This window comes from Planktothrix sp. PCC 11201, from assembly GCF_900009135.1.
Classification (GTDB): domain Bacteria; phylum Cyanobacteriota; class Cyanobacteriia; order Cyanobacteriales; family Microcoleaceae; genus Planktothrix.
Genome location: NZ_LT797693.1, coordinates 1 through 26,200, shown reverse-complemented (window position 1 = coordinate 26,200; position 26,200 = coordinate 1). Strand labels below are relative to the sequence as shown.

The window sequence follows — 26,200 nt, the reverse complement described above, 5'->3', positions numbered from 1 at the left end:
GACAGAAGTCAATTTTCCACTCAAACCTAATAACTAGGTGAATCCACTATAATCAAGCCCTCCGAAAATGTCAAGTATTTTTTTTGCTATTTAGGTTAGGGCCGATAATTTTAAACTCACCGAGTTGAGTCTAAAAACTTGTGATCAAGGTTGAGCTTGCACAAACACGGTTTATCCCATAAATAGCCCTATTTGTGCAAGCCATCACCAACAAAAACAGTTTTTTGTTAAAAAACTCAGATTTTATGACAGTTTACTAAAACATCCTTCCCTGAGATTAGGGATTTTCGTCAGCATTGTTTTCATTTTCTTTATCTTTTTTATGGCTATTCTTGCCACCTTTGCGTCCAATGGCTGCCATGTGTTCGCGATTTTGGCTGACCGCCTTACCGCCCTTGCGTCCGGCTTCTCTGGCTTCTTCGGAAGTAAATTCGTGAGCGCGTCCCGACTCATGGGCTGCTTTACCGCCTTTACTTGCAATTTCCCGTTGCTTTTCTTGATCCATTGAAGCAAATCCACGTTTTTCCGTAGCCATGATTTTCTCCTTATTTTTTATTAATTGGCTAAACATACTGTATCTGGAGTGATTAGGGTTTACCTTCTACCAGAAGATAGACTTAACCTTTTTCACCAATAAACCGAAACCATACTATTAATAGTAGCATTTCTAATTTAACTCATGGGGAAATGTTCTATTTATTTAATCAATATCCGCTCCAAACCCAGACCTAAAAAGTATGCCTCTACTTAATAAACAATGGTATAAAATAAATCCTTCATTTTTTCCTTTCCCACCTGAGCAAATAATTCATCAAGGGAACTCGCATCTGCAATTAAATGACCTTTTTCCAAAGCCACCCATCTACCTCGATAATGTTGACGATGCCGAATTACCCAATTGAGATTTAAAGGAGTATCGGGGTTGCGGGAGAGTTGCTGAAAAGGCACATTGGGTGACGATAAAATTCTAGCATAGCGTTGAATTTTATCGTGATTAGGATAATCTTGACTGGCTTGAGTAGAGAGGGTTTTAGCTTGATTAAAATTCCCTTGACCCAACGCCAAATCAATCGCTTGAATTAAGTCTTCCGGGGTATCAGCATTCATAGGGATTAAAAACGAATAAACTTCAGCCCTTAACGATTAGCGACCAGAGACTCGAATCAAAGCCAAACGTTGACTGCTTCAGTTTAATAGGTTAGAAAGGCAAACTAAGGCAAAATATTAGCGAATTAAACCCGTTCGTCCGGGTGTTCGCGGATCCAATCTTGCCACAAATCCGGGCGACGTTCACGGGTACGTTGAAGTTGTTGTTGTCTTCGCCACTGCTCAATTTTGCCATGATGTCCTGATAATAAAACATCAGGAACGGGCATTCCTCTAAACACCGCCGGACGAGTATAGTGGGGATAATCTAGTAATCCTTGTTCAAAACTTTCAGCTTTGAGAGATTCCTCCTTTCCTACAGTTCCTGGTAACAATCGCACCACTCCATTTAAGAGTGCCATAGCTGGAATTTCTCCCCCTGTGAGAACAAAATCCCCCAAAGAAACTTCCCTGGTTACTAAGGGGATAATTCGTTCATCAATGCCTTCATAATGTCCGCAAATTAAGACAATTTGATCACAGTTTAACGCTAAATCTCGGAATAGCCCTTGGTGCATTTGTTCCCCTTGGGGAGTTAAAAAAATCACTTCCCGACGAGGGAATTGGGGTAAAGACTCAACCGCCGCATAAATCGGTTCTGGTTTTAAAACCATGCCCACACCACCCCCAAAAGGTTCATCATCCACTCGGTGATGTTTGTCCTGGGTAAAATCCCGGGGATTAACTAAATGGACATGAGCAATTTCTTTCCCCAGGGCTTTACCCAAAAGACCTGAGCTAAGGGGAGAACTAAAAAAATCGGGGAATAGAGTAATAATGTCAAAACGCACAGTATTATTAGTTGATCACTTAGGCTTAAAATTTTTTTAGGCTCAAACTTGTAACAAACATCTCATGGTATATGATAGTCCATAAACTAAAATATTTGTTAATTCGTATCAAAATATACTAAAATGAAGCAGCTTTTTTGACTCGGGCTTTGCTACCCGAACTGGGTTCGGTTTGAAATTAACCCGTGAAAGAATTGGGAGTCCAAAGCTGATCCTTTAGGTGACTACCACGAAAAACCCGTGGCCCTTCCCTTCCCATCAGAGGACTCCACCAGGTGAATTCTGATTCAGGAGGGTGGGAGATCAGGTGATCTCGGTCTCCACAGAGGAATCAAAACCAGCCCCATCGAACATGAGGGCAAAACTCATCACTCCAGTAGCTGAACCCAGTATAGATTGATTCGAGGAGACACACTATGCAGCAGTTGACATCTCAAGCCCTTGAACAAATGATTCCCCAACAAACCAAAACCTCTATCATGATTATTGGTGGAGCAGAAGACAAAGTTCATGGACGTGAGATTCTGCAAACCTTTGTTCACCGGGCTGGTGCTTCCAACGCCAACCTTGCCATCATTCCTTCCGCCTCCCGCGAACCCGCGGTTCAAGGAGAGAGATACCAAAAAATCTTTGAGGAAATGGGGGCAAAATCCATTGCCGTCTTTGATATTCGCGAACGCCATCATTGTGAAGATCCCAAGTGGCACGCCTTCTTGGAGACCTGTACCGGGGTATTTATGACCGGCGGTGATCAACTGCGACTTTACAGTTTATTAGCCGATACCCTGCTGATGGAAAAAATTAGAGCCGGGGCCAGACAGGGGCGCATGGCCTTGGCCGGAACCAGTGCCGGAGCCGCCGTGATGGGCCACCACATGATTGCCGGAGGCGGCAGTGGGGAATCTCCCAATCGCTCCCTGGTGGATATGGCAACGGGCTTAGATATTGTGCCAGAATTGGTTGTCGATCAACACTTCCATAACCGGAATCGCATGGCACGATTGGTGAGTGCGGTGGCAGCCCACCCCGATAAAGTGGGCATTGGCATTGATGAAGATACCTGTGCCTTATTTGAAGCCGAAGGCCTATTGCGGGTGGTGGGAAAAGGGTGCGTGACCATTGTGGATACCCACGAAATGTCCTACACCAACTTAGTGAATGCAGGAGCCACCGATCCCCTGAGTGTCTTCAATTTGCGGGTACATATTTTATCCTATGGTGATCAGTATAACCTCCATTCCCGTCGTCCTAGTTCTGCACCCAGCGTGTAAATTCACAGATCACCGACTCCAGGACGTGGTTCAGATCAAGGTTTTCCCCTCTAATTTTGAAGATGGGGAACCCCGATTAGGGGCGATGGAAAATGGGCAGGTCTCGAAAGTTTTAAATCCCCACTGCTCTGATCTCCAAAACGGCAATCGTTGTGAAAAACTGTTCACTGCAAACAGTTTACAAGTCACCTTAGCTTGAAATTGAATAAAGCGGACTATCATCCCGGCCCATTCGGAGCATTATGTACTCACACCCCTATGAAAATTCTTAAAATACAAACCTTAAGAGGCCCTAACTACTGGAGTATCCGACGCCATCAACTGATTGTGATGCGTTTGGATTTAGAAGAATTAACGGAACGCTATAGTTGCGATATTCCAGGCTTCTATAACGGCTTAACTTCTGTTCTCCCCAGTTTAATTGAACATCACTGCTCACCGGGCGTCCGAGGGGGGTTCCTCAGTCGGGTAGAAAGGGGAACTTTAATGGGACACATTATTGAACACGTTGCCCTGGAGTTGCAACAGTTAGCCGGAATGCCCGTAGCATTTGGCCGTACCCGAGAAACCTCCAGTCAGGGGATTTTCCAGGTGGCCTTTGAGTATGATAACGAACACGCTGGCCGTTATGCCGGACGGGCCGCCGTCCGATTGTGCCAAAGTATTGCCGATACGGGTGCCTATCCCAGTGAAGAACTCGCCCAAGATATTGAAGATCTCAAGGAATTAAAAGCTCAAGCCTCCCTGGGCCCTAGTACAGAAACCATTATTAAAGAAGCCGAAGCCCGGGATATTCCCTGGCAACAACTGAATGCTCGGTTTATGATTCAGTTTGGCTATGGCTGTTATCAAAAACGGATTCAAGCCACCCTGAGCAACCAAACCGGAGTCTTAGCTGTAGAACTCGCCTGTGATAAGGAAGGAACAAAACAAATTCTCCGGGATGCCGGGGTTCCCGTGCCACGGGGGACGGTGATTCGCTATTTGGATGAACTCCAAGATGCTATTGAGGAAGTCGGAGGCTATCCGATTGCCATTAAGCCCCTCGATGGCAACCATGGCCGCGGGATTACCCTGGATATTACCAAATGGGAAACGGCGGTGATGGCCTACGAGGAAGCCAGTAATGCCTCTAAAACCCGCAGTGTGATTTTAGAACGCTTCTATACCGGTCGAGATCATCGGGTGTTAGTGGTGAACGGCAAAATGGTGGCCGTGGCCGAAAGGGTTCCGGCCCATGTGGTGGGGGATGGCAAATTAACCATTGAACAGTTAATCGAAAAAACCAACCGTGATCCCCGTCGAGGTGATGGCCATGATAATGTCCTAACTCGGATTGTGGTGGATAAAACCGTGCTATCGATGATTGCGGAGAAAGGTCATACCCTGGACACCATTATGCCCCCGGGAGAAGTCTGTTTTCTGCGGGCTACGGCTAACCTCAGTACGGGGGGCAGTGCCATTGACCGCACCGATGAAGTTCACCCGGATAATGTCTGGCTGTTTGCTCGGATTGCTAAAATTATCGGTTTGGATATTGCCGGAATTGATGTGGTCACCCCCGATATTTCTAAACCGCTACGGGAAGTAGATGGGGTGGTAGTGGAAGTCAACGCCGCCCCAGGGTTCCGAATGCACGTCGCCCCCAGTGAAGGCTTACCCCGGAATGTGGCGGGGGCGGTGATGGATATGTTGTTTCCCCCCGGTCAACCCAGTCGCGTCCCGATTTTAGCCGTCACCGGAACCAATGGGAAAACCACGACTACCCGTTTGTTAGCTCACATCATCAAACAAACGGGTTTATCGGTAGGTTATACCACCACCGACGGGATTTATATTGGGGAACATTTAGCCGAACCTGGGGACAATACTGGGCCCCAAAGCGCCCAACTGATTCTGCGAGATCCGATGGTGGAAGTTGCTGTGCTCGAATGTGCCCGGGGTGGTATCCTGCGGGCGGGGTTAGGCTTTGATACCTGTGATGTCGGGGTGGTACTGAATGTGTCGGCCGATCATTTGGGATTGGGGGATATTGATACCCCGGAACAAATGGCGAAGGTGAAAAGCGTGGTGGCGGAAGTGGTGATGCCCAAAGGCTATGCGGTGCTAAACGCCGATGATCCATTGGTGGTACAAATGGCCGAACGGGTGAAGGCTCAAATCGCCTATTTCACCATGAATCCCGATAATGAAATTGTGTTGAAACACACGGAATCCGGGGGATTGGCCGCCGTCTATGAAAATGGCTATCTGTCGATTTTAAAAGGGGATTGGACGCTGCGGATTGAACAGGCGGTGAATGTTCCAATTACGATGAAAGGTCTGGCCCCCTTTATGATTGCCAATGCTTTGGCGGCCTGTTTGGCGGCCTTTGCCCAAGGGGTGAAAATAGAGCATATTCGAGCGGGTTTGTCAACCTTTATCGCTTCGACTTCCCAAACCCCCGGACGGATGAATTTATTTAATATGGGGAGTTATCACGCCCTGATTGATTATGCCCATAACCCGGCAAGTTACATGGCGTTAGGGGCGTTTGTGAAAAATTGGCCGGGGCATCGGATTGGGGTGATTGGTGGCCCGGGCGATCGCCGAGACGAGGATTTTGTCACCTTGGGTCAACTGGCGGCGGATATCTTTGATGAGATTATTGTCAAGGAGGATGATGATACCCGGGGCCGAGAACGGGGTTTGGCGGCTCGGTTAATCAGCCAAGGGATTCAGCAGGTTTTAGGTACTGCCCCTAACCCTCGGGTACGTTATGAAACGATTTTGAATGAAACCCAAGCGGTGAATACGGCTTTGGATCGGGCTGGGGCGGGATCGTTGGTCGTGATTTTACCCGAAAGTGTGAATCGCGCGATTCAATTAATTGAGGTTCGCAACCCCATCCATGAGTCTAATAACAATTCCCATTCTCCCAGCCTCAATTCCTCGACGGTGATCNCCCACTACCCACAAACAACCGACCAAAACCCGCCCCGATTACTACCCACTACCCACAAACAACCGACCAAAACCCGCCCCGATTACTACCCACTACCCACAAACAACCGACCAAAACCCGCCCCGATTACTACCCACTACCCACAAACAACCGACCAAAACCCGCCCCGATTACTACCCACTACCCACAAACAACCGACCAAAACCCGCCCCGATTACTACCCACTACCCACAAACAACCGACCAAAACCCGCCCCGATTACTACCCACTACCCACAAACAACCGACCAAAACCCGCCCCGATTACTACCCACTACCCACAAACAACCGACCAAAACCCGCCCCGATTACTACCCACTACCCACAAACAACCGACCAAAACCCGCCCCGATTACTACCCACTACCCACAAACAACCGACCAAAACCCGCCCCGATTACTACCCACTACCCACAAACAACCGACCAAAACCCGCCCCGATTACTACCCACTACCCACAAACAACCGACCAAAACCTGCCCCGATTACCCATAAATCAACGATTAATTCAGTATTATTGTGGGGTTGGGCGGGTTTATAATAATCAGTTGTTGGAAATGGATATTAGTACGGAACCCGCCCCTACGGGGTTGGGATACATTAGGACTTGTGGGAATTCTTTTCTGTCTCAGAGGAGACAGAATCAGAAATATCTGGGGTTGGGCGAGGGTTTATAATGATCAGTTGTTAGAAACAGATATTAGTATGGAACCCGCCCCTACGGGGTTGGAATACATTAGGATTTGTGGGAATTCTGTTCCGTCTCGGAGGGGACTGAATCAGAAGCCTCTGGAGGGCTGGAGAGTCCATCTTTAAAGCCTTTGAGACTTTGGCCTAAACTTTTCCCAATTTCAGGAATTTTTTTAGGGCCAAAAATTAACACCGCCACCACTAAAATAATTGCAATTTCCGGCCAACCTAAACCAAACATAATTTTAAGCTACTTTTCTAAAGGGATGAGTTAATGTTCATCCTAAACTGATATTTTAAAAATAAGTCCGAAACATTTAAAATCCTACAATGGTCAACACCTCCTCCCCCTCAATTCGAGAACAACAGCATTCCCTCATCCGCCAACTCGCTACCCAAATTGAGGCCAGTTGGCATCAATATCTGGATTTGCAACCCTACCATTTACCAGAAGATTTAGGATATGTGGAGGGACGCCTAGAAGGGGAAAAGCTGATCATTGAAAATAAATGCTATCAAACCCAACACTTTCGTAAACTCCATTTAGAATTGGCTAAAGTTGGCCAAAACCTGGATATTCTCCATTGCGTGATGTTTCCCAGGGTGGAATATGATATCCCCATGTTTGGGGCGGATTTAGTGGGGGGACGGGGCCAAATTAGTGCCGCCATTGTGGATTTATCCCCAACCCGTTTAGACCGGAGTTTACCATTACCCTATCAACAGCAATTACAACCCCAACCCCAACAAAAGTTTTCCCAACCCCGGGAAATTCCCACTTGGGGAGATATTTTTTCGGAATTTTGTTTATTTATTCGACCGACAACACCGGAAGAAGAAACTCAATTTTTGCAAATTGTGACCCAATATTTAAAAGTTCATTGTGAATATGCGATCGCTCAAAACCCGATTTCCGAGGAACAGAAATTAGAAATTATTGCTGGTCAAGAACGGTATTGTACTCAACAACAACAAAATGATAAAACTCGCCGTGTCCTAGAAAAAGCCTTTGGTGAAGAATGGGCTAATAACTATATGACAACGGTTCTATTTGATCTGGCTAAAAGCTAACTTAAGTGGATTTACCAGATTCTGATTTACTGCTTTTTTTTCGTTGAGTTTTACCTGGAGTTTTACTTTGATTTGTTTCTTCAACGGGAGTGTCATGGGGTGATGATTTAATCCCCGCCGGTCGAGTAGTACGGAAGGTCACATTTACTCCTTCATTCGATTGTTCTAAGACTAGCAGAGGCGTGGGTTTGGCTTTTTGATCCCATTCAATATGAACAATCCGCCCTTGAATCGTGGGTTGCCAATTATCATGTTCATCACTAGGACTTAAATAGGTTTCTAAACAATCAATAATTTCATTAATGGTAGTAGATGTCGATTGGGTGGGTAACTTCATCAGTCGCACTTGAATCCGAAATAATACCCGTTTTTTCGAGTCTCCAGCAATTCCGGTTTCATATTCGACATCAAAGATGGAATCCACTTGACGGGCTGTTCCGGCATTGCTTTGTTCTCCCACGGCGGTTTGAGTCGGGCGGAGGGCGATGGAAATTTGTTGTTTAACTTTCATCTTAATTTGAACAATAATGGCATAGTGGAAAACATCCTCCGCCATCCGCATTCTCAAGTAATCTAAGTTAAATTCCCTGGAGTGAATTAAGTCGGGATTTTTCTCCATTTTGGCAATCGTTCCCACCGCCAATTTATATTTTTTCTGTAGCTCTTTATTCCTAAATATTTCTGTGTTTACCTGTTTAGTTAAAGCCTTGGTTTTGATTTTGAAAAAAATCATACTTCCTAATAGTAAAACAAACAAAACACCCGTCGCCCCCATCCAGATTATATCCGTACCCAGTTGGGGACTTTTAGCCGGAGGTTTTGGGGGCTTTGCTGCCAGCAAAGGCTGAACTAGAATAATTTGATTAGACATAAGTTATAATCACTAAACTGTAGACTCAACTTTCGTAATTTGGAGTAAAACTGTTTTAACCGATCCAAGATATGTTAAAATGAAAACAGTAGGACAATAGTACATCTGTAGTCTTCTAACGATCTGATTGAATTTATTTTAATTGCTCGTTTTTTCTCCTTCAATGTTATTCATAAATTTCATGGCTTTCAGGTTGATAAATTTCTGGTAAAGCTATTAAAAGAAACTAAAATAAACCCTTGATATTGTCATGATCAAATTATTTAACTCCAAGTTATCAAAGATTCCATTCCATTGCCTAGGATTTAGTAAAAACTCACTAAACAAGAGATGGGATAGTTCCCTTTATACCTTACTAGAACCCTGAAGTTTTTATGTTACACTGCAAGCCAGGTTTATGCTTCTACTCTACTGCTATTCTAGCTAAGAATGTTTCCTATTCCCTTGATTTTAGTATTGCGTTGTGAGTTACGAACCCCTACACCACAAATACCGTCCCCAAACCTTTGCCCATTTGGTTGGACAAGAGGCGATCGCTACCACCCTCACTAATGCGATCGAGTCTCAACGCATCGCCCCGGCTTACCTATTTACCGGGCCAAGGGGGACGGGCAAAACTTCAAGCGCCAGAATTTTGGCCAAATCTCTGAATTGTTCGGCCAATTCCACTCCCACGGCCACTCCTTGCGGGGTTTGTGATATTTGTAAAGGGATTACCAATGGTTCAACCTTGGATGTGATTGAAATTGACGCGGCCAGTAATACCGGAGTTGATAATATTAGAGAATTAATTGAGCGATCGCAATTTGCCCCGGTTCAATGTCGGTATAAAGTATATGTTATAGATGAATGTTTAACTGGAGATAGTTTAGTTCAGACCCGTCAAGGACTCATCCGAATTGATAATCCCCAATTGAAAGGAAAAGAAGTTTTAAGTTATAACGAAGATAAAGGAATGTGGGAATATAAAAAAGTTCTTCGATGGTTAGATCAAGGAGAACGTTCTACCCTTGTTATTAAAACAAAAAATTACGAAATTAGATGCACAGATAATCATTTATTAAGAACAGAAACAGGATGGATAGAAGCCAAAAACGTCAGAGAAGGAATGAAGATCTTATCCCCTGTGAATGTGGGTGTGGAACCTTCATTTACAAATGGGGGACTGATGGAAAAATCCGAAGATTTTCCAGAGGACATCAATTTTATGGAAATGCCTATGGCAAAAAATCCTATAACTTGGATGTCATCATGGAACAAGCTGAAGTTATTCAACCTTTCTGTGCCTGTGGGTGTGGAGAAAAACTGGATGTGCCCCAATTTCTTCAACAAAAAGGTAGAGGAATTCAAAGTATTCAAACTCACTGGGAAAAACATCCTTACAGAAAAGGACACGGAATTTGGGATAAAAGAACCGAACATTTCTTGGCTAAGTCCACAGTTTTGTCAATCGATCAACTTGGGCTTATCTATGGAACTTTACTCGGAGACGGTTCCATCACCTATCCTAACAAAAATAGCCGATTTCCCCGATTGGCTTGGACACATGGAGACAAGCAAAAAGAATGGATGGAATACAAAGCATCTCAATTGTCAGACTTACGACCTAAATTACGAATTACCCCAAATCAAGGGTATGGAAACCTATCCATCTGTTGTCATACCGCTTGCCATATCCAACTCCAAGAAGTCTTTAACGTTGTTAAACCAAATAACAACAAAAAAATCGTTTCTGTTGACTGGCTTAACCGGATTAATTCAGAAGGACTTGCCTGGTGGTACATGGATGATGGAACACTCATCCTTAGCCCACACGGAAGCCCTAGAATTAACTTTTGTACTGAAGGATACTCCGGCGAAGAAAATCAAATCATTGCCAATTGGCTCACCACAAAAGGATATCCAGCCACAGTACAATCCTATACAAAAGCAAAGTCAGGTAAACTCTACTACCGGATCGCCTTGGGTGCTGAAGTCACCAGAAAATGGCTGTCAGACTTTGAACAGTATTCAATCCCATCAATGGAATACAAGTTTAGAAACAGTCGTATCTGTTCAAGCCGGAGAAATCGCTAAAGTTTATGATATTGAAGTAGAAGATCATCATAATTTTGTCGCTAATGGACTTTTAGTTCATAACTGTCATATGTTAAGTACGGCAGCGTTTAATGCCCTCTTAAAAACCTTAGAAGAACCTCCAGATCGAGTTGTATTTGTATTAGCAACCACTGACCCCCAACGGGTTTTACCTACTATTATTTCTCGATGTCAACGGTTTGATTTTCGACGAATCCCCCTAGATTCAATGATCAAACATTTAAAATATATTGCTCAACAGGAAAATATTAATATTGCTGATGATGCGGTTTTTATGGTGGCTCAAATTGCCCAAGGGGGGTTAAGAGATGCCGAAAGTTTGCTGGATCAACTCAGTTTATTATCCGGTGAAATTACTGTTGAAAAAGTCTGGGATTTAGTGGGGGCAGTTCCTGAACGGGACTTAATCAGTTTATTAGAAGCCATTGATTCAGGGGATACAGCTATTATTTTAGATTGTATTCGTAACCTCTTAAACCGAGGACGGGAACCTTTAATTGTTTTGCAAAATTTAGCCGGATTTTATCGAGATTTATTAATTGCTAAAACTGCATCAACTCGTTCTGATTTAGTCGCTTTAACTCAACCGACTTGGGAACAACTGTGTCAATTTTCCCACCGTTGGGATAGTACAATTATATTAGCAGGTCAGAAACATTTACGCGAAAGTGAAGCTCAAATCAAACATTCAACTCAACCGCGTTTATGGCTAGAAATTATCTTATTAGGGTTACTTCCAGCAGCGTTACAAAAATCTGTTATTACTCAAACGGTTACTGTTACCCAAACTCCTCAAAGAATGGTTCAACCTCAACCCGAAACCATTCTCTTTGTGCAACGTTCAGAACCTTCAAACCCGCCACCAAACCCAGTTAATTCTCCAGTTTCTCAACCTACCTATACCCCAGAACCTCAACCCCAAGTTAAAGCAGAAATTCCCGCAACTCCCGCAGAACCACCTATTGTTACTGATGGTAATTTAGATCAAATTTGGCAAAAGGTATTAGCTTGTATTGAACTCCCAGGAACACAATCTTTCTTTCGACAACACGGGCGTTTAATTCAGTTTAATTCGGAAGTTGCATATATTAAAATGAAATCTGAACCTCTGTTAAAAATGGCACAAACTAAACAAAAATTATCCAGTTTAGAAAAAGCCTTTCAGCAGGTTTTCGGTAATTTCGTTAAAATTAATTTTGATAGTAGAGGCGGAAATTCTGTCAATCAAATTCAAGAAGTTAATCCTCCTTCTCCCTCCTATCCTCCCGTTAATAATCCTACGGTTTCTTCTCCTGAAGTTGTACAACCTCCTGTAATTAATACTCAAGAAGAACAACAAATTTCTGAATCTCCAAATCAGAATATTAATAAACAGAATCAAATCGAAACGATTAATAATTATTCATTTAAACCGATTGAAACAGTAGAAACACTTCCGATAAGTCCTGAACAAGCAGATACTCAGGCGTTAGCGATCGCCTCTCAAAAACTAGTCGATTTCTTTCAAGGAAAAATGATTGAATTAGAAGAAAAACCCACATCTGAAACCGCTACTTTATTAGACAAAAAAACTGATTTTATTGAAATCAATGAAAATGAGAACTTTATAGAAACCGATGATCTGGATGAAGACAATGATGATGATTTTTGATTTCGTGTATTTGTGATTTCTTCAAAAATACCCGGTATCTCCTCGGATTAAAAACCGCTATATTGTTAAGTGGAGTGGTGCGTGTGTGGAGCTTACGCACCCGACTTGTTTATCTAACTAGGGAGGTTTTTTCTAAGGGGAAACCTAACTGTTCTCGCTGTTCTAAATAGCGTTGGGCGACCCGTCTAGCTAAATTGCGAATTCGACCAATATAACGAGTCCTTTCTGTTACCGCAATGACTCCCCTAGCATCCAATAAATTGAAACTATGGGAACATTTGAGAACATAATCTAAACTCGGTAAAACCAATCCTTTTTCGATTAATTGTTCCGCTTCCTGTTCATAAAGTCCAAACAAAGTAAACAAAAATTCCGGGTTTGAGGCTTCAAAATTATAGGTACATTGTTCTATTTCTCCCTGGAGGTGAACATCCCCATAATTAATCCTATCAGTCCAAGAAATTTTAGTCATGGCATCCACATTTTGTAGATACATGGCTAGACGTTCTAAACCATAGGTAATCTCAATGGAAACGGGACGACAATCAATACTTCCGCATTGTTGAAAATAGGTAAATTGGGTAATTTCCATCCCATCTAACCAAACTTCCCAACCCACACCCCAAGCACCCAAAGTAGGAGATTCCCAGTTATCTTCTACAAAGCGAATATCATGATCTTCGGGATTAATTCCTAACAGTCTCAAGGAGTCTAAATAAACCTCTTGGATATTATTAGGAGAGGGTTTAATTAACACTTGATATTGATAATAATGCTGAAAACGGTTGGGGTTTTCTCCATAACGGCCATCGGTGGGACGACGACAGGGTTCCACATAGGCGACCGACCAGGGTTCCGGGCCAATGGCGCGTAAAAAGGTATGGGGGTTCATGGTTCCCGCCCCTTTTTCGGTATCATAGGATTGGGCAATCAAGCAGCCGCGATCGCTCCAAAATTGATTCAATGTAGCAATAATTGATTGAAAATTCACGGGATGTAATTCTGATCTAATTGTTTTTACGTTAATCAATTTTACCATTAATTTTTGGGCATGGATGAAATGCCTTTAAATAGCATTACTAATCCTCCAATTAAAATTGCGATCGCTATTCCCCCCATCACCGCATCTAATACCCCAGTATTTTCCATTTATTGTTAATTTCCTATTATTATTCTGATTCTACCTTAACACAATTCGTTTTTATTGATAGAATAAATATATCCATTAATTCACCGAAAGGCAACATCAATGAAAATCGCCCTTTTAGAATGGACAATAGAAGACTATCATCGCATGATTGATGCTGGAATTCTGGATGATCGATCTGTTGAATTATTGAATGGCCAAATTATTAAAATGTCTCCCGAAGGAATTCCCCACGCTTATTTTAGTGATGCTACAGCAGATTATTTAAGAAATTTATTAGGAAATCGGGCAAAAGTTCGGGAAGGAAAACCCATTAGTTTATTTCAATCGAGTTCTGAACCTGAACCGGATTTGGCGATTGTTGAACCCTTGGGAAGTGTTTATTTAGAGCATCATCCCTATCCCAATAATATTTTTTGGTTAATTGAGTTTTCTAATTCTAGTTTAACAAAAGATTTAGAGAAAAAAAGCAAAGTCTACGCAACAGAAAATATTCGAGAATATTGGGTTGTGAATTTACGAAATCAGACATTAATTATGTTTAGAAATCCTCAACAGGGCGAGTATCAATCTCAAGAGATTTTAACTCAAGGAAACATTTACCCGCTTGCGTTTCCTGATGTGGCAGTTTCTGTTCCGAGGTTATTCGTTGTTTAGAAAAAGATTGTTCACATTTTCCCTAATATTTTTCCCAAAATTTGTAGGGGCGGGTTCTACAAAAATATTAAAATCCCACCCTTAACCTGAATAAACCCGCCCTTTTCTTTAATCCTTAAGGAAAGAGAGAGAGGGCGGGTTTACAAAGATTAACAGTAGGATGTCAAAAACCCTAGGGAACCCGCCCCTACAAATTAATGGGATATTAATATAGCGTTAGTTTCAAGTTTGGTTGATAATAAAATAGGTTATTTTTATAAAAATCATGTTAAGACAGTCTAAGGGAAAATTTTTGCTCAAGTCTGAAGCATTACTCGAAGAATTTATCTGGTTACATCTTAAACCTTTGCTTAGTTTAGATCCAGTTAAAAAACAATATTTTATTAATAAACAAAATCGTTCTGATATATTAGGAGTTAACCCAGAAGGTAGACTGGCAATATTAGAGCTTAAAAAAGGAGAAGGAAAAACCAGTATAGATCAACTATTAAGATATCAAGATTTCTTCAGAAAAGAATCTCATCAAGATCCTAATTTTGAACGAGTAGATTTTAGTAAAAAATTTCTTTTAATTGCGATCGCTTCACATTTCAATAGTTCAACCATTGATTATGCTCAAAAAATGATTCCTGATTGCTTATTATTAACCCATGAAGTCAAACAATACGACAATGGAGAATATTTTTTGCTTTTAAAAAAACTTGACAATAGAATTTTATCAAAAATTCCAATTGAAATCATAGAAGATTCATTATTTGAGTCTTTACCTTCCTTTATTCAGGGATATTTGTTAGACAAACCAGAAATTAGAGAAAGGATTTTATTAATCATTCAAAAAATACTATCTTATAGTCCTGATCTAAGTTTAGAGACTCAATATAATTATTCTTCAAAAGAAATGATTTTTGCAAAATTCAATAAAAAGGGTGAGTTATTAACTGATAAAACTTGCATATCTTTTATGTATGATCCCGCCGAACAAACAGATCCAAAAGATAAATTATCATTATATGTTTATTTACCTACTATCTTTTCAATGGTGACTAAGAATGTTAAAAGAGTAGATAGAATTAGAATATGTACTGATGATTATACCAATGTTGAAAAAATTGAAGATTTTTATACTCGTTGTTATAGAAATGATCCTTGTTACTTAAATTATCCTTTAAGAACAACAGAAATTAATGAAGTTTATAAGAGTTTTCAAGATTATTATATCAATTATCGAAAATATATGAAATCTCGTCAAAAGCTAAGACCAGTTGATGCTTCTGATTTTACCTCAGTAGATAGTATAATCCAGATGGCTTTAGAGGATTGGTCTGTTAGATAATATTTGTGTTATACTCAAAAATATCATATTATTCTAATATTCGCTATCTTAATTTAATCTTTCAGAACAATCCTTATGCCCACCTTAACTGTAACAATAGAACAAATTATTGATCTGATCCAACAATTACCACTAGAACAAAAACGGATAGTGTTGCTAGAACTTGCAAAAGAAGCCGAAACCCAACGCCTAGAAGAAAAATCACGAGAGATTTTAAAATCTCAATACCCTGAAGGTAATTTAGTTGATGAGTTCATTCAAGAACGACGAGAAGAAACAGGTAATGATTGCTAACTGTTCACAGTTGGCTATGATTAATGATAAAATTTATAAACACTAAGAAGTCTGGAAAATATTCTGTACCATTTGTTGATTAGAACGCATTACAGCATTATCTAACGCTGCAACTTCTCCTGAGTCCAAATACCACCCTAACGCCCCTAAATTATCTTTAGCTTGCTCTAGGTTTTTTGCCCCAGGAATTGGAATTGTCCCTTTACAAATACACCAATTTAAAGCAACTTGGGTTAAGGTTTTAGAGCGAAATTCTGCAATTTCCTTTAAACAAGCTAAAATCGGTTGAATTCCAGGTAATAATTTTTTAAATAATCCCCCCCGAATGCCTTTAGGTAAAGGAGTATTTTCCGAGAATTTTCCCGTTAATAATCCTAACCCCAACGGACTATAGGCAATTAATTTAATTCCTAATTCATCACAAACCTCTTTTAACCCTAATTCCGTGACTGGATAGGTCGATAATAAAGAATATTGTACCTGTAAAGTTGAAATCGGAATCCCCCGATCTGCAAATTTTTGATAAACTTTTTTTAAGCGTTTTGGCCCATAATTAGATAAGCCAATTCCTTTAACTAATCCCTGTTCATATAAATCCCCCAAACCCTCTAATAAATTCCCTTCTTGCCAAGGTGCGTAATTAGCTGTAGACCAGTGCATCTGAACTAAATCGACATTTTTTCCTAACCGTTGGGCTGAATTTTCACAGGCATGAATCATCGATTTACGAGTTAATCTCCAAGGATAGGGGGCTAATTTTGTGGCGATACAAATTTGCTCTTGATTAATTCCTTGATATTCTTGAGAAAACTGTCCTAAAAGCGATTCACTGCGTCCATTTAATTTTCCTGTCCCATAGGAATCTCCCGTATCAAATAAGGTGACACCCTGACTGACACACAAATTAAATACTTGTTGTAATTGTGTATCCATACTGGGATCATAACCCCATAGGATGCGATTTCCCCAGGCCCAAGTTCCGCATCCCATTTTAGGTAAAGATAGGGGTTGATGATTGTTCATAATCATGATTTATAACGATAATAAATGATCCTATTATAGAGCAATTAAACGATTATTTCAAGAGATTATTAAGGAAACACAAAGGCACTAAGACAGGAAGGGATAATCGGATTTTTCTGTTATATGCACATCCCAGATGATGTTTAATGGCTTTGACCTAATAACAGTAAAGTTTGTAATAATACATTGGCTCCTTGGGTACAATGTTCGGGGGATGTATATTCGGCTTCGGAATGACTAAAGCCGCCTTTTGAGGGGACAAAAATCATCCCCATATTAGTAATTCTACCGATTTCTAAGGCATCATGTCCGGCGCGACTGGGAAGATAATAATAATTTAGGTTTAACTGTTTACAAACGGATTCAATTGTTGATTGAACTTCAGAAGCTGCTAAAGTGGGTTTAACACTAAGTAAGGGAGTTGTTGAAATTTGGGTATGAGTTGAATTAGCGATCGCTCTTATTTTATGGTGCAATTGTGCTAACATTTTTTCTAAACAATTCTGGGATAAATCTCGCATATCAACTGATAGTTCTACCTGTCCGGGGATAATATTAACTGCATTGGGTAATAGATTAATATATCCTACGGTTGCTACGGGTTGAGATGGCATTTTTAAGGCTATTTCTCGCACGGCTAAAATCAATTCTGCTGCCGCTATTAACGCATCCTGTCGCATTTCCATCGGCGTTGTTCCAGCGTGGTTGGCTTCTCCAATAATCGTAATTTTTAGGCGTTCCATGCCCACCACCCCCTGCACAATTCCAATAGAAACTCCATTCTGTTCTAATATAGCCCCCTGTTCAACGTGCAGTTCCACAAACGCCGCCAGATCGGCCCGTGAGCGTGCTGCCGTTGCTAGGTTATCCCAGTTGCCTCCCACTCGTGCTAAACAGCCTTGAATCGACTCTCCTGCCTTCGATTGATAACGATCCGGGGTATCGAGTAACACCGTCCCAGCCATCGCCTGGGCACCGATCATGGTACTTTCTTCGTCGATAAATACTATCACTTCTAGGGGATGATGGAGTTGTAGATCATAGTCTTTCAACGTGTGTGCTACTTCTATGCCAGCTAATACCCCCAAGGCTCCATCATAGCGTCCGCCCGTGGGTACGGTGTCGAGATGGGAACCCGTCGCTAAAGCCGGAGCCGTAGGACTTTTACCAGGATAGCGGCCGATGAGATTTCCCGCCGCATCGGTGCTAACGGTCATTCCCGCCTCTAGCATCCACTGTTTCACAGTAGCACGCGCCTGTAGATCTTCCGGGGAAAAGGCGAGGCGACAAATACTTCCCGAAGGCTGTTGACCGATTTGGGCTAAAGTGTTAATTCGGTGATGTAGGCGATCGCTATTAATACGAATTTGGGTAATCTTATCCATGATTTGATACTCCTGAAAACCAATAAATCAAAATTTAATCTTTTTTAACCTCTGTTTTTTATTCTCTCCACAATTCTCTTGATTTCTGTGACAGAATACTGTATAAAATGTACTTTACAAGCTCAAAAAATGCTATAAATTGATCGCTGAGTTTAATCAAAATATGACAGATAACACTAAACGTATCTTTATTTGTGGTTCTGCCCTCCAGGGTCAACCGGATCATAAAAATTTAGGGAAAGCAAAATTGATTAAATCTGCTAAAACTTTACCCCTATATCGCTTACACGCGGCGGGCAATGGTTGGCATCCGGCAATTTATGAAATTGGAGAAGACGGAATTTCTATCCCTGGAGAAGTCTATGAAATTTCCCACGCCCAGTATGAACATTTACTAATTAATGAACCTCCGAATATGTATCCAGGGGATATCAAGTTAGAAGATGGGGAAGTCCTAACTGCGATGCTCTATCCCCGGGAATTAGTCGAACACTATCGATGGCCAGATATTTCCGCCTTTGGGGGTTGGGCTGCGTATAAAAAATCAAATCCAATTAATTGATTTATATGACCAAAATATCCCCATCCTTTCTCATTTCTGTCTTGTTGAGCAGTCCCGGGTTGATGATAGGGTCTTCTCTGGTTAAAGCTCAATCGGTTATTCCTGCAAATGATAATACTAGAACCTTTGTTACACCCGTAACAGTCCCAGGGAGTTCCCCAGTTCAAATTAATATTACCGGGGGAAAAGTTTCTGGGGATGGGGCTAATTTATTCCATAGTTTTCAACAGTTTAATGTTCCCCAGAATCAAATTATTAATTTTATTTCTACCCCCAATATTCAAAATATCTTAGGGCGAATTAATGGGGGAAATCCGTCTTTTATTGATGGATTAATTCAAGTTACGGGCGGCAACTCTAATCTATTTTTAATGAATCCGGCGGGAATAATTTTTGGTTCCCATGCCCGTTTGGATGTTCCCGCTTCGTTTTTGGCAACAACCGCCGATGGCATTGGTTTAAGTTCTGGGAGTTGGTTTCCGGCGGTGGGAGATGCCAATTGGAATCAGCTTGTGGGTCGTCCTAATGCCTTTGTTTTTCACTCATCTGAACCTGGGAGTATCATTAATTTGGGTGAATTAGAAGTCGATGCAGAACAACAATTAACCTTACTAGCCGGAACTATTATTAATCAAGGTTCCCTGCAAGGGGGGACAATTTTAGTGCAAACTGTACCCGGAGAAAACTTAGTTAGAATGAGTCAAGCGGGTTATTTACTCAGTTTAGAAATTAGTCCAACCGGAGAAGAAAAAGAATTAGCGATCGCTCCTTTATCTCTCCCACAATTATTAACCGGAGCAGGAATAAAAGAAGCCACAAATCTGAGTATTAATCAAGCGGGAGAAATTGTTTTAACTCAAGGAAAAACCGTACAATCCGGGGATATTGTATTATCAAATACTGCCACAATTGCCGATAATGCTTTTTTCCATGCGAGTCGGAATCTAACCTTAATTGAAAGTCAACTCTACACCACAGAAAACCTAAACCTATTCGCTAACAATACCGTCATCATTCGGGATGGAAAAATCCCCTTTCAAGCATTTTCTGGGGGAAATCTCACGATTCAAGGAAATCAAAATATTGATATTTTAGCCCTGAATTTTCCTCAAATTCCCCTACAAGCGGGAGGGAATTTAACCTTAATTAGTGATGGGTTAATTTCGGGAGATACCCATTTTGCGGCGGGAGGAAATTTTCAAATCTTGAATTTATCAGGAGGCGGAGGAACCTTTTTCAGTCTCTATGACCCGATTATTTATGCTAATGGGAGTGTGATTTTTGGAGATTATCAAGGGGCTTCCTTAAAAATAGAGGCTCAAGGTTCAATTCTAGGGGGAGATATTAATATTACCCAAGCGGATATTGCGTTATCCAATTCTAGTGATGCTGATGCGGGTATTTTAAGTGGGAGTCCTAGTTTAATCTTGCGTTCAGGTCAGACTCCGAGTAACTCTCCAAATTTAGAAGAAAGTACCACAATTAATGATACTATTTTTATTAATTCAAATCAGAATTTAGGGAATAATATTTCCGTTGGTAATATTACCACCACCGGAGGGCCTGTGATTCTCCAATCCCCTGGAAAAATTGCCGTTGACACCATTAGAACTTCTGGGGGAAATATCGAATTAAATGGGGTTGACAATATTTTAATTTCAGGGATTTTAGCCTCTGGTGGAGGGGATATTAAAATTGCCACAGAAAATTTATTACGAGTTCAAGAAACCTTCACCGATTTTAATGGAATTAATGCCAGTATTTCCTCGGCGGGGCAAAGTCGAAATGGCACTATTACAATTCAACATGGGGGCGGTGTAGAGACTCCTTTTATTATTGGAGATGCAGCCAAAAACGGAACCGCCGGGGCGATTACAACGGGTTCAGAAACCTTACAATCAGGTTTTGCTGTTCCCGTTCCTCCGGCTACTTTTACCCGAGGAAATATTACTATTACAACCAATTATACTGCTCCCCCTGAACCCACACCCGAACCCACAATAAAACCCACGGTAGAACCCACACCCATTCCCACGGTAGAACCGATTCCGTTGCCCTTTCCGACCCCAATTCCCCCAATTCCGTTGCCCTTTCCGACCCCAATTCCCCCAATTCCGTTGCCCTTTCCGACCCCAATTCTCCCAATTCCGTCGCCTTTTCCGACCCCAATTCCCCCAATTCCGTCGCCGATTCCTGCACCCATACCCACACAAATTCCTACACAAATTCCTACACAAATTCCCACACAAATTCCCACACAAATTCCCATACAAATTCCCACACAAATTCCCACACCCATTGTCCAACGGGAGAGGGAAATAGTTGAAACACTTTTGCAACCGACTCCTAGTTTGTTAACAGAACCTGATGCGGATGAAAAAGATATAGTCAGGAATAAAACTGAGCAGGTATTGACAATTGATCCGTTAATTGCTCTAACAATAAAGAATCAATTATCGGGAGATACAGGTGAATTAACGGTTAAAACTAATGAAAATAATCAAATCACCCTTGAAAGTTCATCGATTAGTAATTCTAGTATTGCAGAAACCTCTATTCAAGATGTTCGTGTAGAAATTAATCGGATTTTCGATGCGGGTGATGTGGGAACGGCAGTTGTAAAGATTGAAGAATTAGTTAATTTAGAATATGTCAACTACTTGGGAAAACCCGCTTCCACTAACCAATTAACTGTACCCGAAATTCAAAGCCAATTAAGGAAAATTCAAGCGGAAACGGGCAAAAAATCAGCCGTTATTTATGTATACTCTCGACCAGAAAAATTAGAATTAGTTGCAGTTTTAGAAAATACAGTAGTTCACAAAAATGTTCCCGAGGCAATTCCAGAAGTATTGTTTTCCAAAACCAAGGAATTTGTGAGTGAAATTACATCCCCTCGTAAACGGGATACGACCAGTTATTTACAATCGGCACAACAACTTTATCAATGGATGATTGCACCTCTTGAGGAAACCTTAAAGGAAAATAATATCGATATTTTGATGTTAAGTTTAGATACGGGACTTAAATCCCTTCCTTTAGCGGCTCTCCATGATGGCAAGCAATTTTTAATTGAAAAATATGGCTTGAGTATGATTCCGAGTTTTAGCTCCTTAGATACTCGCTATCGTTCAATTTCTCAAGAGAAAGTTTTAGCGATGGGGGCCTCTGTTTTTAAGGAACAAAGTGCTTTACCCAGTGTTCCCACTGAAGTTAAAACCATCACCGAACAACGCACCGAAGGAGAATATTTCTTGAATGAACAGTTTACTTTAGAAAACCTTAAACAACAATATCAAACGCAACCTTTCCCGATTGTCCATTTAGCCACCCATGCCGATTTTCGACCGGGTAGTCCCCACAATTCTTTTATTCAGTTATGGGATACCAAATTAACCTTAGACCAAATGTCTGAAATGGGATGGCAACAGCCAACGGCGGACTTATTAACCCTGTCTGCCTGTCGAACTGCCATCGGGGATAATCAAGCAGAATTGGGTTTTGCCGGGTTAGCGATCGCCTCTGGAACCAAGTCAGTTTTAGCGAGTTTATGGTATATTAGTGATGCTGGAACCTTGGGATTAATGGCGGAATTTTACCACTATTTAACCAAAACCAACACTAAAGCAGAAGCGTTACGAAATGCACAAATCAGCTTATTGCGAGGGACAGCAAAATTTCAGTCTAATTCTTTATTCTTATCAGAAGAAAATCTATCAATTCCCCTGCCTCCAGAGCTGGAAAATTTAGAAAATTTATCTTTAGTTCATCCTTACTATTGGGCGAGTTTTAACTTAATTGGTAGTCCTTGGTAATAGGTAATTACGAATTACGAATTGGTAATAACTGATGACTAATAACTGATTTATTCTTCCCATAAAAGAGCGATCGCAAATCTAACTAATTCCCCCATTAACGAAATTCTTTCCGTCGGACTGGCGACCTGTTCCCAACGGAATAAATTCTCCTTAAATAGAGGTTCTCTTTGGGCGCGTTGCACAATACCTTGAATAATCACTTGATGTTGCAAATCCTCAAGTTCTACACCATTTTTAGCCAGGAAATCTAATAATCTTTGGACACTAACCACAAATTTTTCTGGTTCCTGCGATCGCAAAATCCCTTGAATTTGACGAGAAATCTCTTGATACAAAGTTTGATGGTTATTCCCTTCGATTATAACAGGAGAGATCACCGCTTCAGGAATTCCATCCAAATCAGCCGCCGCATTAAAAATAGGAACCTCTAAATTTAATAACCCCAAAATATCCGATCGCTTCTGTATAAGTTTCTGCTTCATGGCCGGATAGGACGTTAAAATCTGTTGACTCAAAAGTTTAGCATTGACTAAATAATTTGCCCTAATATGCAGTAAAAAACTATCCGGTTGGGTTTCAAATCCTTGAATGATCAACTCAAGTTCATGACTCTCCTGTTCTACTTTAACTAAAGTATAAACCAAGGCTTCCCAATTCGGATATTCCGTAAATTCTACCGGAATTAACTGGCTATCTTCTGGCGAATCTTGAGCTAATTCTCCAGGTAAAAAATCTCGGTCACTGGGATAACGATTTTTGGGTTTTTTATTCGTATAATCAAACTCAGTATAAACATATTCACACTCTACTTTATTCAGTTCCACATCTGATTTTTGCCAATTATAAATACAACACCCTGTTAATTTTGCTCCCTCCAAATTTGTTCTAATTAAACGAGTTTCGATTAATAAACTATCTCGCAAATCCGCCTCGCTTAAAATCGTATCCCCCAGATAAGCCCCGCTTAAATCCGCCCGACGGAGGTTTGCCCCCCTTAAATTCGCTTCGGTTAAATTTGACCAAAGTAGATAAACTTCCTCTAAATTTGCCCGTAATAAATAAGCCTTTTTAAAACTGGTTTTTAATAAATAAGCTCCGGTTAAATTTCCGCGACTTAAATCTGCCCCATCAAGAACCGCATCGGTTAAATCTGCCCCCGTTAATACAACTCGGTGCATATCCGCCCCCGTTAAATTCGTAGACCGTAAAGTAGCACCATTTAAGTCTGCTTCCGTTAAGTTGGCTTCAATCAGAATTGCATCTTTTAAATTAGCCCCCGCTAACTGAGATTCTCGTAAATTTGCCTTGGTTAAATTTGTCGCCACTAAACTTGCCCGGGTTAAATTCGCCTCCATTAATTCTGCACCGATTAATACAGCATGATTTAATTTTGCCTGTTCTAAATTAATCTGATCTAATTTCGCGCTTGTTAAATCCGCATTGCTTAAATCCGCTTCAATTAAAACCGCCCAGTTCAAATCCGCCTGTTGTAAAGTGGCAAATCGTAAGTCCGCCTTCGTCAGATTTGCACCACTTAAATTGCTTTGATTCAGATTACTCCGGGTTAATACCGTACTGCGTAAATCAGCCCGACGAAAACACACTCCCACTAATTGAGTTTTGCTTAATACCGCCCAACTGAGGTTAACACCTGTGAGGTTCGCGCCCGTGAGGTTAACCCCCTGCAAATTGACACCGCTTAGGTTCACCTCACTTAAATCAATATAAGTAAAATTGCGCTCTCCCGCTTGGTACCGATCTAAAAATTCTTGTCTGTTCATGGGACAGCTTGAAAAAAGGCCGAAAAGGGTTAATCAACAGTCTATCTTGTTTTTTCTAGTCGTGATGGGGTTGGGGAAGGGGTCGCACCGGAATCTGTCTAACCGAAAAAAAATTTCATCTCCCCCCTAGACAAACCCCAAATGATCTGTTAGTATACTTAATTGTCGCTCCTGGAGAGGTGGCTGAGCGGTCGAAAGCGACAGATTGCTAATCTGTTGTACGGCAGGTAACTCCGTACCGAGGGTTCGAATCCCTCCCTCTCCGTTTTAAAGCCCGTTAGCGAGGATGAAGCCAATCTTGGATTTCCTGGGTTAACCAGGCGCATTCCTCCGCCACAAATAGTTCACCAATATTATTCGTTCCCGAGGTTGTCCGAATCACTACCTGATATTTGGATTGGTTTTTTTCCATAAACACGCCGATAATATTCCCGATGGAACCCGATTGTAAACGATATTTCATTCCCCTGGATTTTCTAAAAATTCTGAATTGGAAATGATCAAATTCTACTTATTAGTAAACAGTAATCAGTAAAGAAGTGGACAGTTGATTAAATCTTAACTCTTGCGCTAATAACTGATAATGCGGATACTTGATAACTGAATTATCCCTGCTGTAACTTCCCATAACACTGCTCACAGATGAAACAAGTTCAGACATTTGTAGTCCGATTTCTCCTTACCCTTACAATCGGTGGTTTAGGATGGTATGCTCTAGCCGCATCGGTACGCATACAAGCCGCACCGTCCCCAAATCTCCCTCCCACCTCAACCCCTCCTCTGTCTCCAGTCCCTAAACCGCCTCAACCTCCATCACCTCAACCCACCATCGACCCCCAACCTGAAGCCCTACGCAATAAACAGCGAATTGTGGTGGTTGGGGATAGTATTACTCAAAGTGGAGGACAATATGGGGGTTATGTCTGGCTATTACAACGCTATTTGAATTTACTATATCCTAATAAACCCGTGGAAATCATCAGTTCAGGTGTTTCTGGGAATACTTCAACCCAACTGAATGAACGATTTAAACAAGATGTTTTAGACAAAAAACCCGATTTAATTACGATTAATATTGGGGTGAATGATGTTTTACAAAGTTTCCAAACTCCGACGACCGCCAGACCGAATATTCCCACAACCCAAGAATATCGGCAAAATTTAACCGCAATGGTACAGGTAGCAACCTCAAAAGCCATTCCGGTTTTATTATTATCACCTACTATTATTCAGGAAGATCTGAGTAGTCGAGAAAATCAACGCATTGCAGAATATATCGCGGTAATGCGGGATGTTGCCCTGCAATATCGCTGTCAATTTATTGACTTAAATATTCCCTTTCGTCATGTCATTATCACCTATCAACGTTATGGGGGACAGGGACAAAATCTATTAACTCGGGATGGGATTCACCCGAATATTGCCGGACATCAAATTATTGCCTATAATATTCTCAAAAGTTGGGGTGTGCCTGAACCCAAAATCCAAAGTTTAAAAATTAGTAATTAATTTAATTCTCTATAGCAATTCTTATCGCTGTTGATAACCCGGGTTAGGGTATAGCAAGAGGCAATAGGGAATGGGCAATGGGCAATAGGTAAATACTTACTATAAGTAGCTTTTAGCTTTCA

General features: G+C 41.3%; 19 protein-coding genes, 1 tRNA gene and 1 pseudogene. 11 read left to right on the top strand and 10 right to left on the bottom strand.

Annotation, left to right across the window (positions count from 1 at the left end; genetic code table 11):
- Positions 1-277: 277 nt before the first annotated feature.
- The 3 genes from PL11201_RS04810 to trmD form a co-directional block, all read right to left on the bottom strand.
- On the bottom strand, positions 278-535 hold the full coding sequence (locus tag PL11201_RS04810; protein WP_079677480.1) for a KGG domain-containing protein: 258 nt from the start codon (positions 533-535) through the stop codon (positions 278-280).
- A 212-nt stretch (positions 536-747) separates the two neighbouring features.
- Entirely contained in the window at positions 748-1,107 is a 360-nt protein-coding gene (locus PL11201_RS04805; protein ID WP_079677479.1) for a hypothetical protein, read from the bottom strand.
- 125 nt (positions 1,108-1,232) lie between these two features.
- Positions 1,233-1,937 (bottom strand): tRNA (guanosine(37)-N1)-methyltransferase TrmD, encoded by a 705-nt coding sequence (gene trmD, locus PL11201_RS04800; RefSeq protein ID WP_079677478.1) that lies wholly within the window; start codon positions 1,935-1,937, stop codon positions 1,233-1,235.
- A gap of 416 nt (positions 1,938-2,353) precedes the next feature.
- On the opposite strand from trmD, the gene PL11201_RS04795 reads away from it, so the two are divergent.
- Positions 2,354-3,208, top strand: coding sequence for a cyanophycinase (locus tag PL11201_RS04795; RefSeq protein WP_079677477.1), 855 nt, complete (start codon positions 2,354-2,356; stop codon positions 3,206-3,208).
- A 258-nt stretch (positions 3,209-3,466) separates the two neighbouring features.
- A pseudogene (gene cphA / locus PL11201_RS04790) lies at positions 3,467-6,109 on the top strand (cyanophycin synthetase); the annotation flags it as partial.
- Between the two features lie 816 nt (positions 6,110-6,925).
- Here the strand turns inward: cphA and PL11201_RS04785 are convergent.
- On the bottom strand, positions 6,926-7,120 hold the full coding sequence (locus tag PL11201_RS04785; RefSeq protein ID WP_079677476.1) for a Sec-independent protein translocase subunit TatA/TatB: 195 nt from the start codon (positions 7,118-7,120) through the stop codon (positions 6,926-6,928).
- An 89-nt stretch (positions 7,121-7,209) separates the two neighbouring features.
- Here PL11201_RS04785 and PL11201_RS04780 point away from each other — a divergent pair, with 89 nt between their 5' ends.
- Positions 7,210-7,950, top strand: a complete 741-nt coding sequence (locus tag PL11201_RS04780) for a phycocyanobilin:ferredoxin oxidoreductase (RefSeq protein ID WP_079677475.1) — start codon at positions 7,210-7,212, stop codon at positions 7,948-7,950.
- A 1-nt stretch (position 7,951) separates the two neighbouring features.
- On the opposite strand, the gene PL11201_RS04775 is transcribed toward PL11201_RS04780, so the two are convergent.
- Complete coding sequence (locus tag PL11201_RS04775; RefSeq protein WP_079677474.1) at positions 7,952-8,821, bottom strand: hypothetical protein; 870 nt, start codon at positions 8,819-8,821, stop codon at positions 7,952-7,954.
- Between the two features lie 463 nt (positions 8,822-9,284).
- Here PL11201_RS04775 and dnaX point away from each other — a divergent pair, with 463 nt between their 5' ends.
- Positions 9,285-12,569, top strand: a complete 3,285-nt coding sequence (dnaX, locus tag PL11201_RS27025) for a DNA polymerase III subunit gamma/tau (RefSeq protein WP_079677473.1) — start codon at positions 9,285-9,287, stop codon at positions 12,567-12,569.
- Positions 12,570-12,678: 109 nt separating this feature from the next.
- Here dnaX and glyQ read toward each other — a convergent pair whose 3' ends face one another.
- Positions 12,679-13,560: a glycine--tRNA ligase subunit alpha gene (gene glyQ / locus PL11201_RS04765; protein ID WP_079677955.1), complete on the bottom strand. Its 882-nt coding sequence runs from the start codon at positions 13,558-13,560 to the stop codon at positions 12,679-12,681.
- Positions 13,561-13,818: 258 nt separating this feature from the next.
- Between glyQ and PL11201_RS04760 the strand changes: the two genes are divergently transcribed.
- The 3 genes from PL11201_RS04760 to PL11201_RS04750 all read left to right on the top strand — a co-directional run bounded on the left by PL11201_RS04760 (position 13,819) and on the right by PL11201_RS04750 (position 16,000).
- Positions 13,819-14,373, top strand: coding sequence for a Uma2 family endonuclease (locus PL11201_RS04760; RefSeq protein WP_079677472.1), 555 nt, complete (start codon positions 13,819-13,821; stop codon positions 14,371-14,373).
- A gap of 265 nt (positions 14,374-14,638) precedes the next feature.
- Entirely contained in the window at positions 14,639-15,706 is a 1,068-nt protein-coding gene (locus PL11201_RS04755) for a PDDEXK family nuclease (RefSeq protein WP_079677471.1), read from the top strand.
- A 75-nt stretch (positions 15,707-15,781) separates the two neighbouring features.
- Positions 15,782-16,000: a hypothetical protein gene (locus tag PL11201_RS04750; RefSeq protein ID WP_079677470.1), complete on the top strand. Its 219-nt coding sequence runs from the start codon at positions 15,782-15,784 to the stop codon at positions 15,998-16,000.
- 42 nt (positions 16,001-16,042) lie between these two features.
- On the opposite strand, the gene PL11201_RS04745 is transcribed toward PL11201_RS04750, so the two are convergent.
- Together PL11201_RS04745 and PL11201_RS04740 are read right to left on the bottom strand one after the other, a co-directional pair.
- The gene (locus PL11201_RS04745) at positions 16,043-17,023 is read right to left on the bottom strand and encodes an aldo/keto reductase (RefSeq protein WP_079677954.1); all 981 of its coding nucleotides are present in this window, start codon (positions 17,021-17,023) and stop codon (positions 16,043-16,045) included.
- 143 nt (positions 17,024-17,166) lie between these two features.
- Positions 17,167-18,408, bottom strand: a complete 1,242-nt coding sequence (locus PL11201_RS04740) for a Zn-dependent hydrolase (protein WP_079677469.1) — start codon at positions 18,406-18,408, stop codon at positions 17,167-17,169.
- Between the two features lie 163 nt (positions 18,409-18,571).
- Between PL11201_RS04740 and PL11201_RS04735 the strand changes: the two genes are divergently transcribed.
- Both PL11201_RS04735 and PL11201_RS04730 read left to right on the top strand, forming a co-directional pair.
- Positions 18,572-18,970, top strand: coding sequence for an allophanate hydrolase-related protein (locus PL11201_RS04735; protein WP_079677468.1), 399 nt, complete (start codon positions 18,572-18,574; stop codon positions 18,968-18,970).
- A 62-nt stretch (positions 18,971-19,032) separates the two neighbouring features.
- Positions 19,033-22,785, top strand: a complete 3,753-nt coding sequence (locus tag PL11201_RS04730) for a CHAT domain-containing protein (RefSeq protein WP_144017686.1) — start codon at positions 19,033-19,035, stop codon at positions 22,783-22,785.
- A gap of 50 nt (positions 22,786-22,835) precedes the next feature.
- Here the strand turns inward: PL11201_RS04730 and PL11201_RS04725 are convergent, their stop codons facing one another.
- The gene (locus PL11201_RS04725) at positions 22,836-24,569 is read right to left on the bottom strand and encodes a pentapeptide repeat-containing protein (RefSeq protein WP_079677466.1); all 1,734 of its coding nucleotides are present in this window, start codon (positions 24,567-24,569) and stop codon (positions 22,836-22,838) included.
- 173 nt (positions 24,570-24,742) lie between these two features.
- Here PL11201_RS04725 and PL11201_RS04720 point away from each other — a divergent pair.
- Positions 24,743-24,834 (top strand) — tRNA-Ser (locus PL11201_RS04720).
- Between the two features lie 12 nt (positions 24,835-24,846).
- On the opposite strand, the gene PL11201_RS04715 is transcribed toward PL11201_RS04720, so the two are convergent.
- Complete coding sequence (locus PL11201_RS04715; protein WP_079677465.1) at positions 24,847-25,032, bottom strand: hypothetical protein; 186 nt, start codon at positions 25,030-25,032, stop codon at positions 24,847-24,849.
- A gap of 179 nt (positions 25,033-25,211) precedes the next feature.
- On the opposite strand from PL11201_RS04715, the gene PL11201_RS04710 reads away from it, so the two are divergent.
- Entirely contained in the window at positions 25,212-26,078 is an 867-nt protein-coding gene (locus tag PL11201_RS04710; RefSeq protein ID WP_079677464.1) for an SGNH/GDSL hydrolase family protein, read from the top strand.
- Positions 26,079-26,200: the final 122 nt, after the last annotated feature.